The sequence below is a fragment of the Enteractinococcus helveticum genome, assembly GCF_001657475.1.
GTDB classification, from domain to species: Bacteria; Actinomycetota; Actinomycetes; order Actinomycetales; family Micrococcaceae; genus Yaniella; species Yaniella helvetica.
This window is the reverse complement of record NZ_LXEY01000107.1, coordinates 1-17361: the sequence shown is the minus strand read 5'-3', so window position 1 is coordinate 17361 and position 17361 is coordinate 1. Positions and strand designations below refer to the sequence as shown.

The window sequence follows — 17361 nt, the reverse complement described above, 5'->3', positions numbered from 1 at the left end:
ATCCTGGCCGACGCTGAAGTCATCGCGCATTATCATGCGTTATTCGAAGTCGAAGCATCCTTCCGACTGACCAAGCATGATCTGGAAGCACGCCCCATGTTTCACCGCACCCAAGACATGATCGATGCCCACCTTAACATCGTGTTTTGTGCTCTAGCCATGGCACGATATCTGCAGACCACCACCGGCTATTCACTGCGCCGCATCCGAGATATTCTGCGACCACTGACTGACGGCATCCTGGAACTCAACGGCCAACAGCACACCATCCCAGCCGCTATCACCCCTGAAGCCACCGAACTCATTGCCACACTAGGACTCCACATCGACTGACCCCGAGTGAACGTCCCAAACAGGGCACTAAAATGAGCCAACTCGGGACCTAAGCCCAAGCACCTTATGCATCGGCCCAGCATCAGCAGGACAACCCCTATGAGCAGGAAGTGTGGCAGCGCAACGACTAACAGCGCCGCGCCAGGTCTACAGCACCAGTGGCAAAATCACGGATCCCTTTGAGCCGAAGCCACGGTATGGAATTGGCCCCGGGTACCTCATTGAATCCGAAATTTCGTGCCATCTGTCGAGGAATATCGAGATAGAGGATGCCCACAATGAGGATCCCCAGACCCGCTTTTGCAGCGATTACATATCCTGCGGTCATCATGTTTCATCACAAAATTCGCCCCGGCCACCAGACATGGACAGACGGTATTCCGTCGCCATCTGCGTGTCATTCAGTCCACGCTTATTCACAGTTTCCATCGTGCTCATACAATACAGCCCGTTGCAGTCTTAACAGCCGGAGTGTCGTTCACAGCCTGTAGGACGTCGAACCAATCCACACATCGGGCCGAACTATCTGAGTGAATATTCGTAATACTGGCGTCAGCTAACGGTGCCGGGGGAGCCATCGGCTGCATTTACCGTAGAGCTTGTACAGCGCCAGTGAATCGTAGTTTAGAGAGCTGTCTGAGGCTCCGCCTCATTCCGTCATGTACCAAATCCACTCTTGGTATCGAACGCTTATCATGAGGTCTCTGAACGTGCCATATTTTACTTCGTCGACAACACCAAAACATTCCCTAGTGAAATACTTTTCCCATAGGCTGGAGTCCTGTATTCTACAAGGGCACTTGCTCCGCGAAAGAGGACGTGCGCTCACGAAATCCACCACATGTGAATGGACACATCAGCATCGAATAGTTTCGTGTCTGAGCATTCGGGTGTTCCCCGCTTTACACGAAGTCGGAGAAGTAGCCCATGTCCGAATCTGCGAAAGTCCCTATTACTAGACCCCTATCAAGGAAACGGTTAAACTCCTCACAGCTTGTCTCAGGCAGCAAAGCACAACCGTGGCAAGCAGCGAGGTTACATGAATCCGGTCCTTGACCTTTCTCACCGGCATCCATGCACACGGGGTCAGTCGAGCACCAACGAGCCCCAGAGATCGCTGAAGCGAAAACAGAGCGCAGGTTATCCGGACGAGCCATTCGCACGAGGCCCCCCATGGTGCCTTCAGAATCGCCGGCGGCAGTATAAATAAGGAGACCAGCCATCCCGCGTTCTTCCGTAGACGAGACGTAAAGACGCTCCCTCAACGAGGCTGAGCTATACCCACAGGCAAATACAAGCTCATTTATTAGCAAGTGGGCAAGTGTATGCAGCAGTACCAATCGCGGCGTTAAAGCGCGATCTTGAAGTCCTCTCTGCGAAACAACCTGACCATAGTAATCACTGATCTTCTGAGCACGAGCTTTCACATTCGGACGTGCCTCCCACGAAGCAAGACGTTCAGGATCGAGCTCAAAATAGATCCCTTCGCCCATAACCACATATGCAGGCAGCCAGTCTTGAACGGGAGGTAGTGGCTTACGGCGCAGTAATGCCTTGCCTTCAGTAAGCTTTAGGGCATCATCCCGCACGCGTGTAAAACCGCGGAGAGCACGGGTCTCCCGTAGGACATCGACAGAACGGACACGGTCGAGATATACTCCGAGGTCCGAATGGACACCGGGGTTCGTCGCTGTTAAATAGTCATCTACCGGCGTCTCACGAATTTGTTGGAACTCCGGGTAACGCCACTCATCATCGCTACTCAATTGTTCCGCATTTGAGTCTCTATCAGGTTCCGTCTGTTCTTCCGCTCCGAAGAAATCGTAATAACTAGCCATCAATTCATCGTCAGAAACCGGTGTAAAGAGCTCTGGGGGAACATTCTTAAGGAGTTGCTCGCGCAGTACATTTGCAGTAATTTCTGTACCGATAAAACTGTACATAGTCTTCATAGTCGTTGTGACAGCGGGGTGTTTCATCAGCTCACGCATTTCAGCACTTACGGCGCCTTCCTTCCGTGGCAGGTAAATCGATGATTCAACCTTCGGGAAGTATACGTTTCCGGCTGAACGCAGGGCTCCGCGCATCGGCTCGGAGCATACTCCACTCGATTCGCCAAGCCAGGGACGTGCACCAGTACACAAGTATGGATCTTGGGAGGATGAAAGCTGATCACTGAGGTTGGTATGTTCTTCACCATCAATGTAGCGGGCTTGTGTAATGCCGCGCAGCGTCCGTTCCCTCTTACAACCATCACAGGATACACGCTGACCTTCCAGCCCTCCGCCGCCTCGAGACTTGAGACGCAGAGTGCCGACACACGATGGGTCGTGGGAGCCGTGTACCCATTCTCGGAAGGGAAAATCGTCGAGATGCCCAGAGGAACAGATGGAAACAAAAGGTACCTGCGACATACGTGGCTTGTACTTCCCTGTGTGCTTGGGATCTTTACAAATCACAGGCTGCTGCATCGTCAGGTTCGACAGTTCTAAGCGCTTGCAATACATGCAGAAATTCCAACGGGGAAACCGCAACACCGGAACCGTAAGTTTCACATTACGGTTGTTGCTACCTTGCCCTGGAGTACGATAATCAGGCGGCAGCCTGAATTCAGACACCTGTAATCGTGCTTCAAGCCGCCAGTCATGCTCCTGATACTGCTCAAGGGCAAGTTCACTGGTATCCCCAGTCTCGTACCAGTGATCGAGACCAGCCGTAATAACGGAGGTGCCATTGACAAGAACGCTCATCGCCCCCACGCCAAATGGGCTGACAAGTTGTGCACGTCTCATAGCCCCGCTACTCATCTATTGTCTGCTCCTTCAACATCGTCGTCCAAGTAATCCAACGAAATAGCCAACCGACATTCTGTATCCACGTTTCGCATACTCGTCGGTATATCCCAAATGTAGGCTTTGCTTTCAAGATCAGGCAGAGTCCCAGCAAAGCGCATCAACCCCTGTTTAGGGTCACCCCAGGGAGCCGGGTTCGCGCTCCATTCTGTGCGCTCCCAGCCGTTCCATTGCCTGGCACGCTTTTCTGCCATCTCCGCTAAGACCTGGACTTCACCGCTGTCAACAACCTGGGCACGTTTCATAAAGAGTGCAACTGCTTCATCGTATTCCATTGAGGGAAAGGGCTGTGGAGGGGAGTCTTCAGGTGTGGTCTGGCGGATGTAGGCTACAGCTGCTGCATGCAGGGCACGCCGCAAGACCGGGGTTGCGAACGGCGTCACCGACGTCGGCTCAACCTGAGCGTACAGTTGCTGGTGATAAGTCTGAAACCGTTCGTAATGGCTCCGGTCGCGAGGCTTAGCTGCCCCATATATTGTGATGACCAGCCCAGGGCTGACATCAGCACGACGTCCAACACGACCGGAGACTTGGATATACTGCGCCGTGGTCTTCGGCTGACCCACGATAGTCATCAAGCCCAGGCGGTCTATATCAATACCCACCTCGATGATATTCGAAGCCAAACAGATATCGATCGCTTGCTGATGCTCGGTACCCGCAACATACCCAGTTTGAAGCTGTTCAATTGCCATAGGAATCTCATCGGACCGGCGACGAGACGTAAGTTCCATCGTACGGTGCGGCCACCTCGGATCAATGCCGTCTCGTCGTCTCAGACCAGTTAAGTAGTCAGGTACGTCTGACTCCAACAATGAAACGGTATTACCGAGTTCTCGTAGCGAGTTGAGGAAGTTAAGGTTGGTCCAGTAACCATCCCGTTCCTTCTCAGGAATCTTGGTCGCCGCTTGCAGCGTAGCAGCGGCAACACGCGTCTGCACGGTCTGCATCGAGCCCAAGGAAGCACTCATCACCCCAACGTAACGTCGTCCAGGTGCTAAGTCCCCGTTTGGCAGTCGATCAGGTTCTGCGAAAAAGGAATGTCCTTCTTCGAGTCCATGAGGGGGAAACAGTGCGACTTCCTCGCGACCGAACACTCCTCTGATTTGCTCCTCGTAGCGTCGGATAGTTGCCGTTGAAGCGATGATCTTGGGCTGCACTGGTTGTGTGCCGCGTCTATCAGTGCATAACTCATCGATAACGGGCTCATAAAGGCCAACCATAGATCCTAACGGTCCGGAGATGAGGTGCAACTCATCCTGGATGATGAGGCCAGGCGGGGACACCACTCGTTCACCTCGGTTATCTATTCCGAAAAGGTTCCGAGCCTGCGGTTGCCATGCCATCATGGCAAATTTATCTACCGTGCCAATAACAATCGAAGGACGGACTTCATAGATGTCTTCGTCGACCACGTGGACCGGCAGACCGGAGCGCCGAGAGTATTTGCATTCTCGGTCAACGCAGCGCAAGATAACTCGTTTCTTCCCATGGTCCTCGTAACCAGCTACATGCTGTCCGCCACGACCTTTAGGTTTAGCTCCCATCTGCGCGCCGCACCAGGGACACCGCAAAAGTAAAAACAAGTTCTGTTGATTCGGGTCTCTGCGCATTTGTTTCAAAACTTGCTTTGCTTGTTCCCAGGTATTTGGCGTCGACGTACTACCAAGCCAGACACCAATACCAAACGGTGAATCACCGAGTTGCTTAGAATGGCGGTCACGGATATCGTCAAGCACACAGACCAGCGAAGCGGCACGAAGGAACTGTTGAGAAGTCAGTAATCGCAGGGTGTACCTCATGATGGTATCCGTACCCGCATCATTTGGATCGCGAAGTCTACGTGCCAGGAGGCTAATCGCACTCGCACCCAGGTACGCCTCGGTCTTACCGCCACCGGTCGGAAAGAAAATCAAGTCTACAATTGAACGTGTTTTCCTTGTGGGATCTACGAGTTCGGGGAGACTCGCTAATATAAAGGCGATTTGAAAAGGCCGCCAGGATCGTCCAGACTCGGAAACGTCGAGGGTTGGATGAGCTCCCTTGACTCGAAGAATGTCGTTCTTATCGAAGACAACCTCTCGAAGTGGAAAATTTGATCGGACCTGCTGGTGTAACATGGCTTCGTTCGTCCATCGAAACGCCTGCTGAGCCTTCGAATCAGATCCCACTAGCGCCCAGCCCGCTTTCATACGAACAAGTGCCTTCTCCGCCAGCTCCATATGTCGCCGAGCAGCCGAATGGAATTTTACTGGCAGATCGACTATTTCAGCTTTGCGTGCGGCAATCCATTCCCCATAGAGTCGCAGCACACTTTCAACCTGCGCGTCGCCCGTTTCACTGCCGTCGGCTAGTTCCTTCATACTGACGGTAACGGCTTGCCGCTTACCGCTGCTGTCGAGCTGATAATTTCCATTCTCGTCAGTCAGATAAATATTTGGAGTCAGACTAACGACTTGGTAGGCCGGAAGCGCAACACCGTGCAGCTCAGAAACCGATTGTCCGGATTCAGCGTCCCATTCGGCAGCACACCCATGACCGATCGCATAGGTGCGCTTGTTACGGTAGAGGAGCTGTAGGGATTGTTCTTCCTCATCGCTGTTAGATATCTCGGCCTCTGGATACGGTTCAATGAGCATCCCGTCAGTCGCGGTAACCGTAAAGCCCATTTGAAACAGTGCACCACTCGGTCCAGCAGTACCAACGCTATTTACAACTGCGACAGTAACAAGACGAAGTTCAGGGTCGGTGTCACCGGGAACTGGTCGGCTAAAGACCTGTATGACAGGCGCTACGTCAGGGGTTTCTCCTTCAGGGATGGCGGACACAATCTTCAGGCGCCTGGTCTCTTCACGTAGGACTTGAGTTGAGACTTTCCCTGTAAGAACTAAGGGTCGACGAAGCCACCATTCAAGTGGCTTTCTGAGTTCAGGAACATGAACGCTTAATCGCTCATAATAAGCTCCAGATACCTGAATACTCAAAGAGCCGGTCTCGCGGATTCGACATTGAAAAGAAATCGCCATTGCCGATGGTTTAAAACTGTTTGTGATGTCTCAAGACTTCGGTGACGGTTCTGTATCAGGACTTTGGAGACACTTGATGTCTCAGGACATCGGTAACACTACGGCTGTTTGGGTCGGTTTTGGAATCGGTATCGAGCGGTAGTGATGCCTTGATATTTCGTACCGGCTGGTGGCCAGGCGTATTCAGCGATGATCTCGCCCACGGTGGTGGCAAAGATGATCCGTTTTGGGTCCCAGTCGGCGATGATGATGCGGCTGGCCATGGCTCGGGTGACGGAAAACAATGTGCCAGCAAAGTTGACCACGCCGTTGGCATACACGCGCAGCTGTCGGGTGCCGGTGGGCGCGGGACTGTGAATACTGCCGGTGATCTTTCGTTGACGAATCTGGCTGTCGGTGGTGGCTTTGGGTGCGGTGGCTTCCCAGAGCACGCTGAGATCGGTGATGCCTTCCTGGGCTGGCAAGTCCGCTGGCTCGTCGGGTTGGGTTGCCGCTGGGATATCAGGGTCGATCGGTTGTGGCGCTGGCCGCGGCGCGGCAGCCACCGGAGTCGCGTCCCAGGCCTGCTGCGGGGTGATCCGCCCAGCCAGCGCTTGGTGACCACGTTTGGTGTTGTAGTGTCGATCAAACTCATCCACCTGGGCTTGGAGCTCACCACAGGTTGCGACCAAGGGTTGCTTGTCCAACCACCGGAACAGGGTCTGGTGGAAACGTTCGTTCTTGCCCTGCGTTGTCGGACGGCCCGGCCGACCGGTAATCGGCTCAACACCCAGTGTCTTGGCATAGGCGACTAATTGGCTCATCCAGCCCCGTCGTTGCGGGTTCAAGGCGGTGCCGTTGTCGGTCAGCAGCCGCTGAGGGACCCCGGCTGCGGCGATGCCTTTGCGCATCACCGCCACGGCGTCCTCACCGTTTTCAGACGGTGCTACATGCGAGGCAATGGCTTTACGAGAATGGTCATCTTCAAGTTGGAAGATCACACACTTGCGCCCACCAACCAGTACGTACTCGGTGGCATCCAACTGCCAGCAGGCGTTAGGTGCAGGATACACAAACCGCCGGTAGGCGGCCCGGGGCTTCTTCTTCGGCTCCGCACGAGCCACGCCACGTTGGCGAAAGATCCGTGCCAAAGACGCCACCGATGGAGGCTGTAATCCCATGGCCAGCATTTTGTCATGCACGCTGATCGGCCCACAATCCCAGCCCGAGGCTTCTAGCGCTGTGCGCACCGCCACCGCCTGATCTTTGACCTCATCGGTGATCATCGTCGGCGAGGTCTTCGGTCGGCGCGACCGGGGTTCCAGCACTGCGGCTTGCCCATCTTTGCGTGCCCTGGCACGCAGGGCGTAGAACGTTTTGCGACTGAGGCCATGTTCAGTACAAAACGCAGTCACACTACCGCGGGGTGCATCATCAGGCCAATCAGCAATCGCAAGACGGATACGGGCTTCAACAGGTTCATTGGATTTGCTCACCCATCAAGCAGACCCGACCCTAACCGTGGTGGAAGTGTCACCACCACAAACCGTAGAACTGTTACCGATGTCCTGATACAGAACCGTCACCGATCTCCTGCGACATAACAGGTTTAAAACTGTTAGCATCCGTTAAGTCGAAGTCATCGTCGTCGGCTTGGTCATGGTGATGCGAACGTCTAACCTCAACTGGTGGCTCATCAGGATCGTCTTCGCTAGTTGCCACTCCGGAGATCCCGGTCAAGTCCACGTCATCCAATCCATGGATATTACTACCACCAACCTTAGCCCCACCGTAGAGAACACCAACCCCGTAACGCTGCAAAGGTGTTCCAACCGTTAGGATCTCTTGTTTGGTTGCGGCATCATGAAATTGTCCCCAGCTGTCTTCTTTCTTCTCAAATCTGATGATGCCGTTGGCACAATCCACTGGCTTACCAATGGGCTCCTCGTCGCTGCCTGGCCCGAATAATTCGCGTCGAAGTTGCGCTTCGATGATGTCGCGGCCTTCATGCCTGCTCATACGGTGCCTCCTAGAGCGTCACGTAATGTAGCTTTTTCAATGATTGCAATGAGCCTGTCAGTGGCTCGAGTAAGTCCGACGTAGAGCAATGAAGCAAAGTTGTATGGGACAGCTTCTTGGTCAAGGTCTGTTACAACGACTGCAGGGGCATCCAGCCCCTTGAAAGCGTGGATTGTTGAATATTGCACTTGTCCAGGGCGAGAAGGCAAACCATCAGCTGGCTTCAGGATCTGTCGGAGCCATGGATCAGTGGTGGTAACTGCGGTTGAGCTATCCATCTGAGGGCTGAGTACAACGATTTCGTTTAGCTCATACCCTTCTTCCCTGAGCCCGCGAATGGCAGATACAAGCATCGTTGTTTGGTCTTGTCCAGAACTGTATTTAATAATGGTTGGGTCGATACCATCGTCAACGCGCCGGAACTGCCGATATCCCGGTTGTAATCCACTAAGAAGATTGACCTGATAGCCGATACGGGGTAAGTTCCGACAATTCTGAACAAGTTTATGACTAGTTATGTGTGGGGCATAAGGTCGAAGTTGCTCTATGCCGTCCTCGGTTTCATAAATCGCTTGACGTTCAAAATCACCAAACAGCAATATGCGGCCGTCTTTTAGACCGCCGTCAACCATCAAATCGAGAACGTCTAGGTACGGTTCGCTAGTAATGTCCTGGACCTCATCCACAATCAAGAAATCGGAAGCTGCTTTATCTCCACTATTGATAAGTGTTTCCATGGCTCGCTCTGGCAATTCTTCACTCCAGAAGTTGGGCGCTATGCGCTCAGGGGCACGCTCGAGTCCGGCCAGCCGTAGAAGTTCTTTGTGGAAAGTGCTGACCGTCAACCTTTCCAGATCGGCCATCTTGGTGCTAAGGCGTTGACCAATGAATCGGTTGAAACACAGCAATCTGCCCGTCTTCCCACTTACTACCTCACGCCGAGCTGCTTCCATCGCAAGGAAGGTCTTGCCTGAACCAGCCGGTCCCGTGAAGAGAACGCTTCTATTATCACTCACTGCGTCGAGAGCTAAGAACTGTTCTTCCATGAACGACTGAAGTTGGGTTTCCCTGTCACGACGACGGTCCCCTGCGACCGTTGCAAGTTCGAATTTGGGTCTGAGTCGCCCCGCGATGAGGTCAGACTTCTCCTTGTCAAGCTGTGTTTTTCCATATGGAAAATACCCAATTTTCTCGCGCAGGTGTTCCGTCCCGGCGGTGAACGTGCGCAGAATAGCAGAGGGCGCAGCCTTCAAATCTTCCGAATCCAGCACCTGCCAGTCATGCCACTCCGGGTCCGTCGGCAGCATAGTACGGGCTCGAACACCAGTAAACCAAACAGCAGAAAGTACCGGTATAGAACGAAGATCTATGTGTTTCTTCACTAGGTAGTTACGTAAGCTATGCATCGCTTCGCTTGCCTGCTGGAAAGGTCCACGAGTGGTTGGTCGGTCATTACCTAGTCTCCACATTCCGTCGTTCTGCCGATCAAGCGTCAGGTGTGATTTAACCTCTATCACCAATATGCCTCTTGCTGGGATGATGACGACGAAGTCGGCTTCTCCTTGAACCTGACGAACATGATTAGCAATACCCAATGAGTGCAACACAATCCAGTCGCTCGTACTACTACTCTTCAGAAGCGCATCGTAGACGGCTCTTTCCCCAGGTGGAGCGTCCGTTGGACAGTAGGCAGGTATCATTCGAGCCATTGCCCACTCAAATCTTCAAACGGCAATCTGACTTCAGAACGTGGAACTATTTTCGTGAACGGCGAGATCGCCAGAACCCTCGTGGCAAGGATGCCCCGAAAACCCTCCATGTCAATATCGAGACTGAGGTGCCCAGCTGTTTCCAGTTCTAAGAAATCGGCGTCAGACACTGCCTCTTCGAGTTGTTTTCCAATTCTTGCGCTGACACCATAGTGAGCTTTGCGCAGTAATGTGGCTTGGTCAAACGTCGGCTGGATTGGTAAGCCCAACCATTGAAGCAACTTCTTAAAATCGTTATCACTATTTGGGCGAATCAAGTTAGGTTCGGCCCACGCTTGTGCGCGTTCGGCGGTCTTAATTCCGGCTTCTTGGAGATCGTCTACGACGCTCCATTTCCCATGTTGCCGAAGACGCCTTATCAATTTCTGTTTCCAAACAGCTTGAGTAGCTTCGACAGCTTCGGCTTGGGGCCCAAGATGACTGAGCGCAGCTTGGTAAAGTGCCCCTCGTTCCGTTGTTCCCTTCCGAAGTAACAAGTAAACGCCTTCTCGAACCGCAGATACATCTGTACGGGTGACGCGCTCACCATGTGGCTGGGAGGGGTCAAAGGAGCGTATGTGTTCGCCGTCATCAAGCCAGATAGCGAGCTTACCACTTAGGATGACTTTACGAGCACGAACCTCATCAGCAGTAGGTTCGCCCTCATCAGGTTGGGGAGTGTCCCATATGGGCTGGGGCAGGAGGCTTCTTTCATCCTCTTCGACGACGCTGGGCTCTGGTTCTTCATTATCGCCAACGGTAAATACCCTTGCCCCTACTCGTACGGCACCTTCCGCATATGGGGTGATAACCGAGCAAGGAATACTGCGGTCGCGAAACCACATTGGTAGCAAGAAACTAATTTCGCTGGCAACTGGAGCCGTTATCACGGACGGCCGATAGATTCTTGGAGGTCCGATAACATACGCTTGTTCCCAAGTAAACTGACTTCTTACGAATTCACCTTGAGTGAGCACAGGCACCTCATGTTCTTGAAGCCAATGACCCAACCCTATTGCGGCGCGCTTACTCTCGACAACAACCACACACGAATCAGCACCTACTTCGTCGAGAGATTCTAACAGAAGGGGGCCTATAGGAGAGCTCGTCGAAGCCATTAAAGCTGCAGAGGTAATAAGTTTATCGAGCAGTTCCTGATCTTCGATAGCTCTACGCAAGCGTGTGGCATGTTTATCAACCTCTTCGGCCACTTCGTGTAAATCAGGGTTTAATCTAGAAGGCTGTGGTTGGGTAATTCGTCGCCAGTTCAATGCTTTTGAGGCACCTGCAAGATCGTTAAGGTAACCTGCGCCATCTTCTCTCATATGCACGACCAGCTCACGAAGCGCAGAATTAAAACGCGCTCCGACCGGGTCTCCTACAGCAACGAGCTCGACCCCGTTTCGCATGAGATCGGAAGACGCAACATAAAGTTCGTTTAGCTTAGCTATACGATTCATAAAGCCACCGTAAATCCAAGTGCTTCCACCCCAGTCGGTGGCGACCATTGCAGGTCGTTCGCCAGGGATACTGGCTCGCCTCGCGTGTTTCGCAATTGCACGATCGTTTCTGCAGTGGCTTCATCTGCGATGGAACGATCTAGAACACAAATCACAACGGGAACTTCAATTTCTGTCAAGTATGCTGCGGCGCCGTTACCGTCAAGGACTGTCGCATTCACCTCCGTTGGCAGAGGCAGTTTATCCATGAAACTTGCCGCTGGGAAGAACCGGGTATACCAAGTAGCTGAATTAGCTTCTTCCGGCATAAGTATGGAGCGTATTGAACTCGGAGGCTTGTCATCGTTCTGGATTCCCAGATTTGCCTCAAGCTCCTGTTTGAGCCAGGATTCTGTGCCAATAATTGCAAGATCTGCAGCAGGCTGAGCGAGGCGCTCATCCCAAGTGAGGTCCAGGCCTGCCATGTATTGAACACTCCCGAGATCAGGGCGTGGTGATCGTCGAGGCCCTTCTATTTCGGCAATAGGAGAGATCGCCCGAATGCTGTCAACGATCCACGTCGATCCAGCAAACCGAGCCCGCGAGGGTTGCTCGGATTCTTCTAGAGAGACAAATGTCCCGGAGATTACCTGCTCATTATTGACCGCCCTCAACGACTGACCAGGTTCCATCACCCGTAGGACCTCCAGGGGAGCCGGGATTACTGGCGCTTCACTAGCGAGCACCCAGCCACATCCGATGAGCACGGCAGCGTAGTCACGTCTTGGTACTGATACAGCAATCACTAGTTGCCGCTTGCCCATTTTTCGACTATACCGAGCTACACGCGAGCCAAGCGCCACCAGCGGTCCAATCCATGGCGCAGATTGACTCGAGGTGTCGGCAGATGCTGCCAGCGCAAGCTGAACGGCAGCCACAGTAGAGGTTGTCATGACAACGGCCCCCTACTACTTATCAAGTGCATGCCTTAGTAAATATAACACCAAAGATTGCGGGACACCGTCTTATTGAGTACACGAAGCACATTCCGTAGCACTGACCCAATAAACACACCCAAAAACGCGTTCCCTTAAATCAGGGATCGGCGTCATATCAGGAAGCAGTCCTCACCCATTCGGCTCAGTTACTGGCATATTCTCGACTTTCAAGATGCCGAATACTTCGCTATTTTAATCGCGTTGGCAAGGGATCTTGCGAGGGGTGGAGGCACCGCATTTGAAACTTGCTCCACTTGAGCCGAAAGAGTTCCTTCGAGGACGAAAGTACTCGGGAAGCCTTGGAGTAACATCGCCTCATAAATGCTAAGACGCCTACGCCCCTCTGGGTGGACGTGGATTTCTCGGTGACCATAGGCCACCGTAGGACTAGGCTTGTCCCATTTAAGCCTGCGGAAACTACGCCCCGCTTGGACTGCACCGCCTGGCTGAGAGAAACGTTTCGACAAAGGTCTCATCGTCCAGTGATTTTCATGATGTGGTATTGCGGTTCTATCAAGACCACGAGCAAAAAATACTGGCTCTGGAAGCGCCCCGATCTTGGCTCGCACCGTAAGGTCCTTGGGCTCAACTTTCTTTGGCTTAAAGTTTCGTGCAACTACTTCATCACGGAAACCAGAAATAATTACACGATTGCGCGTTTGAGCGACCCCATAATCAAGAGCCGAATATTCTCGAACATCCGGCGTAAACCCGATTTCGCGGAACTTCGAAAGTATTCCATCGAACGTGACTGCATGTTTAGCATCTCGGATCCCGGGCACATTCTCAAAAAGTACGAACTCGACTGAGTATTTCTCCTGGAGTGCTTCGACGATCTGTAAATACAAAAGAGGAAGGAAATTACGTGGGTCGTGTGTATGAGACCCCGTATTCGCCCGCGAGAATCCCTGACAGGGAGGCCCACCAATGATCCCAATTAACTCACCTGGTTCTAAAATTGCATCGAGATGCTCCAGCACCCCCTTAGGACCAAGCTTCTCAAGATCTGCTGCGATAGACACCGCGCCTTTAAAGTTTCGGCGATGCGTCCGAATGGCTGCGTCCGAAATATCGACCGCGAAGCTCAACTGAAAATTAGCCTGGACGAACCCCAAATCTAATCCACCGGCTCCGGAGAAAAGACTGACTATCTTCGGCAAGATTATCGGCAGCTCGCTATTATCTTCCGCAAGTCCGTCTAATCCAATGGATAGATTTAAAGACTCCTCATTCAGGCTATTCACGCTGCTTTTCATACGATCACCCTAGCATGCGCAATTTTAGTGATAAGAGTCCAATATTTGCTCCAAAATCTTAGTTCTTTTGCGACGGCACTAGCTCATCACGAACGAGCAGACGCCCTTCTACCAGCCTTCTAAGACAGTGTCCCACCCGTAATTTCAGAACGCATCGTGCACAGATCTTTCAATGATTACTCATGCGAGAAGTCAACCATCATCACTTCGCTCCCTCAAACACTGCTCAACGCAAATTAGGCTTCCGACTGCTCACAACATCCTGCGCTAACAACAAACAGTTTCTGGCGGGTATCTGGCGCCTTGCACTCACACCGGCCCTCCGGAAAATGACCATCTCGAGCAGGATAGAGCCACGGCAGGGAGGCAATCGATCGCCTGTTATCTCTCAGGCAATACCGGCTATTGCTAATTTATACGACAAGAATTGATGCCCACGCTCTCCGAAGCTCCAATTCGTTGCAAGCATCTCATTTAAATGAGGCAGAGGCCTGTTGACTCACGACTGACGGATTAGGCAATCCCTCCCCTAAAAACAACGAACGCCAACGCGCTTAGTGGAGAGAGTTTAGAAATATCACAGAGCTTACGCGCTTCTAGGACGGTCGCGAATGCGCCTCAATAAGCTTGCCGAGCAGTCGACTGAGTTCCCGACGATCCGCATCGTCCAACACGGCGAAAAATTCCTCGCTTGAGCGCTGCCGTTCAGCCCGAAGCTCTTCATGTAGCTTGCGCCCTTCATCCGTGATGACGACGAGCGTCGCGCGCCGATCTTTCGAGTGCGGCACGCGCTGGACCAGGCCGCGCTCTTCAAGGCGGTCGATCACCTCGGTGGCCGAGCGCGGCGCGATGCGTAGGCGTTCGGCAATGTCACGCAGCTTGAGCCCAGACACTCCGCCGTCTTCTGCATGTGGCGAATGCGCGATGGCGGCAAGCGCGCGATAGTAATGCGGGCTCATCCCATGTGGCGCAAGCTGGGAACCCCAGCGACGTCGCAGGCGATGGTTGATGCGGTGCAGTTGTTCTGCAAGTTCAGGCTGAGCTGGTTCCTCGGACATGGTTCTACTGTAACCCACGTTGACCAGTTACCTCATGATGAGGTAACCTCAGCATGAATATGACGCTTACTCCACAACTTTCTCCACGCACGCAACCCGGTGGCGCGACCCGCCAGCGTGGCCCGGCAAAGCTGAACCCCAAAGACCGCACGCAGTTGACCCAGCATCCGGTGAGCCTGCGGCGCATCGCCGAACTCTTCAAACCTCACCGCTCGACCATCGCCGTGGTCGTGGCACTCATGAGCCTGGCATCGGTCGTCAACCTCGCCCAACCATTTTTGTTGCGCGGAGTGCTGGATGAGGCGCTGCCACAACAAAATCTCGGGCTGCTGGGACTGCTGACCGGTGGCATGGTCGTCGTCGCGGCGATCACCGCGCTTATCGGCGTCGTGCAAACCTGGATGTCCACGAAAATGGGCCAGAAGGTCATGCACACCCTGCGCGTGCGCCTCTTTACCCACGTGCAAGCCCAGTCAATGAGCTTCTTTACCAAAACACGCTCGGGCGAAGTCCAATCCCGGCTGATGAACGACATCTCGGGCATGCAGCAGGTGGTGACGACGACGGCCACCGGTGTGGCGTCCAACCTCACCACCGTGGTCGCAACCCTGGTGGCGATGATCGTGCTGTCCCCTGCGCTGACGCTGCTGTCGCTGATCGTGTTGCCACCGGCAATCTGGCTGTCGCGCAAGGTTGCCTTTATTCGACGCGCGGTGACCGATGAGCGTCAACAGGCCTTAGCCGAATTGCATACGCAGGTCGAAGAAGGCCTGTCCGTATCCGGCGCCCGCTTGGCTAAGACGCTGGGAACACTGGGGCGAGATGCCCAACGCTTTGAAGACCGTTCCGAAGCACTCATTGATTTGGAGATGCGCAGTCAGTTGGCCGGTCGCTGGCGGATGGCCACGATGCAGATCGTGTTCGCGGCGATTCCAGCGATCATTTATTTCACTGCCGGGCTGCCGGTCGCTTCAGATGCGATGACCATCGGAACGCTCGTGGCCTTCACGACACTGCAGGCCCAGATCTTCCGGCCGCTCATGAGTCTGCTGGATGTTGGTGTCCAATGGGTGACCGCGATGGCATTCTTCTCGCGGATTTTCGAATACCTCGATCTGAAACCCGAGGTCGTGCCACCGACTGATCCCGTCGCGATTGAGCCATCGAAAGTGGCGGGCACGGTGCGCTTTGAAGACGTCGAATTCACGTATGGCGGTGGCCCTGAGGCGACCGATCGCAACATCTTGGACGGCATTGACCTAGAAATACCTGAAGGCTCGACGCTCGCCGTCGTCGGTCCAACCGGTTCCGGAAAATCGACGTTGGCTGCACTGCTGCCGCGGCTCTATGATCCAACGGCAGGGCGAGTGCTCATTGATGGCATCGACGTCAAAGATATCGCGTCCGAAGATCTGGCGTCGTTAGTCGGGGTGGTTTCACAGGAAACATACCTGATTCACGACACGGTGCGGCAGAACCTGTTGCTCGCCAAACCGGGCGCCGATGACGACGAGCTCTGGTCTGCGCTGAAATATGCTTCAGTTGCCGAGACGATTCAGCAACTCCCCCAGGGCTTGGACACCCTGGTTGGTGCGCGAGGGCACCGATTCTCAGGTGGCGAGCAACAGCGTCTAGCAATTGCTCGCACGCTGCTCCGCAACCCACCAATTTTAGTACTCGATGAGGCGACGTCGGCCTTGGATAATACAACCGAAGCTCACGTGCAGCAGGCACTGGATGAGCTAGCCGAACATCGCACAACGTTGATGATTGCGCACCGCCTGTCGACCGTGATGACCGCCGATACCGTGGTCGTGTTAGAGAACGGTCGGATTATTGAAGCCGGTGCGCCTGATGACCTACTGCGGGTCGGCGGCGCATTTGCAACGCTGGCAGCCCGCCGCACGGTCTAGCGTCGTCAGAGGGCAAGCAACCCGTAGGTGTTGGAGATTTCGTTGAAGAGCGAGGCTCCCATGGCAGCAAACAGAATAAACATCACGATGCTCAACACGATGCCGACGAGCATCCAGATCAGGCTTGCGCGAGCAAAGTTGCGCTTGGCCATCGAATTGGTGCTACCGAAGGCCAGCACGAGCAAGTAGATGATATTGACCAGCGGGATGAACATAATAAAGGTGACCAGCACCCAACCGCCCAGGCTTTCCTGATCTTGCGGTGGCAGGTTGCTGTAACCGTAATTGGGTTCCATTGGCTGGTTTGGTTGCTGGTAGGGCGGGTATTGGGTCATGAATTCCTCACGTGTCCTATGTGATGTAGACGCTTTGGCACTACCACCTTACGCTCCTCCAAGATCAGACAAAGGCACACCACATGGCGAGTTCGACCCGATTCCGCGCGCCGAGTTTGCGCATGACCGAGGAACGTAGACCAACTATTGCAAGGTCTCTAGTCGACAGGCAAACTGCCCAGCAGCGGACACCCACTTTAAGTAAGCTGGACAATCAAATCTGAACGAATGTGCTCTCTGCCCAGTCATGACCAGAGACATATTCTACAGGCAGTAGAAGTGCGCCGGTATGCTTGAGTGAGACAGGTTAGTAGGAGCCTTACTCATCGTGACAGAGCGAAAGAAATACACTGCAGAGTTCAAACAGCGGGCCGTGGATCTGGTCATAGATTCGGGTCGTCCGAT

12 protein-coding genes and 1 pseudogene are annotated in these 17361 nt (G+C 53.7%); 2 read left to right on the top strand and 11 right to left on the bottom strand.

Annotated features, from left to right (window positions below; all coding sequences use genetic code 11):
- Positions 1–333, top strand: a pseudogene (locus A6F49_RS18170) (IS1634 family transposase); the annotation flags it as partial.
- 127 nt (positions 334–460) lie between these two features.
- On the opposite strand, the gene A6F49_RS15190 reads toward A6F49_RS18170, so the two are convergent.
- From A6F49_RS15190 to A6F49_RS15145, 10 genes are all read right to left on the bottom strand, one after another.
- On the bottom strand, positions 461–664 hold the full coding sequence (locus tag A6F49_RS15190; protein WP_150119554.1) for a DUF4267 domain-containing protein: 204 nt from the start codon (positions 662–664) through the stop codon (positions 461–463).
- Positions 665–1235: 571 nt separating this feature from the next.
- A complete protein-coding gene (gene drmB, locus A6F49_RS15185) occupies positions 1236–3125 on the bottom strand; it encodes a DUF1998 domain-containing protein (protein WP_082911842.1) in 1890 nt (629 codons plus the stop codon).
- An 11-nt stretch (positions 3126–3136) separates the two neighbouring features.
- Complete coding sequence (locus A6F49_RS15180; protein ID WP_082911841.1) at positions 3137–6211, bottom strand: helicase-related protein; 3075 nt, start codon at positions 6209–6211, stop codon at positions 3137–3139.
- Between the two features lie 98 nt (positions 6212–6309).
- A complete protein-coding gene (locus tag A6F49_RS15175) occupies positions 6310–7686 on the bottom strand; it encodes an IS481 family transposase (protein ID WP_043055373.1) in 1377 nt (458 codons plus the stop codon).
- A 61-nt stretch (positions 7687–7747) separates the two neighbouring features.
- Entirely contained in the window at positions 7748–8209 is a 462-nt protein-coding gene (locus A6F49_RS15170; RefSeq protein WP_043055372.1) for a hypothetical protein, read from the bottom strand.
- Entirely contained in the window at positions 8206–9909 is a 1704-nt protein-coding gene (locus A6F49_RS15165) for a nuclease-related domain-containing DEAD/DEAH box helicase (RefSeq protein ID WP_043055380.1), read from the bottom strand. Before A6F49_RS15165 ends, A6F49_RS15170 begins: the two co-directional genes overlap by 4 nt.
- Entirely contained in the window at positions 9906–11417 is a 1512-nt protein-coding gene (locus A6F49_RS15160; RefSeq protein ID WP_043055371.1) for a hypothetical protein, read from the bottom strand. The genes A6F49_RS15165 and A6F49_RS15160 overlap by 4 nt, the downstream gene beginning before the upstream one ends.
- Positions 11414–12349 carry a hypothetical protein gene (locus A6F49_RS18310; protein ID WP_201120375.1) on the bottom strand — a complete coding sequence of 312 codons (936 nt, stop codon included), beginning with the start codon at positions 12347–12349 and terminating at the stop codon, positions 11414–11416. Before A6F49_RS18310 ends, A6F49_RS15160 begins: the two co-directional genes overlap by 4 nt.
- A gap of 212 nt (positions 12350–12561) precedes the next feature.
- Positions 12562–13650, bottom strand: coding sequence for a DNA cytosine methyltransferase (locus A6F49_RS15150; protein WP_201120373.1), 1089 nt, complete (start codon positions 13648–13650; stop codon positions 12562–12564).
- A 596-nt stretch (positions 13651–14246) separates the two neighbouring features.
- A complete protein-coding gene (locus A6F49_RS15145) occupies positions 14247–14726 on the bottom strand; it encodes a MarR family winged helix-turn-helix transcriptional regulator (RefSeq protein WP_235605027.1) in 480 nt (159 codons plus the stop codon).
- 35 nt (positions 14727–14761) lie between these two features.
- Here A6F49_RS15145 and A6F49_RS15140 point away from each other — a divergent pair, with 35 nt between their 5' ends.
- Entirely contained in the window at positions 14762–16621 is a 1860-nt protein-coding gene (locus A6F49_RS15140) for an ABC transporter ATP-binding protein (RefSeq protein ID WP_082911840.1), read from the top strand.
- Between the two features lie 5 nt (positions 16622–16626).
- Here A6F49_RS15140 and A6F49_RS15135 read toward each other — a convergent pair whose 3' ends face one another.
- Positions 16627–16956 (bottom strand): hypothetical protein, encoded by a 330-nt coding sequence (locus tag A6F49_RS15135; protein WP_201120371.1) that lies wholly within the window; start codon positions 16954–16956, stop codon positions 16627–16629.
- Positions 16957–17361: the final 405 nt, after the last annotated feature.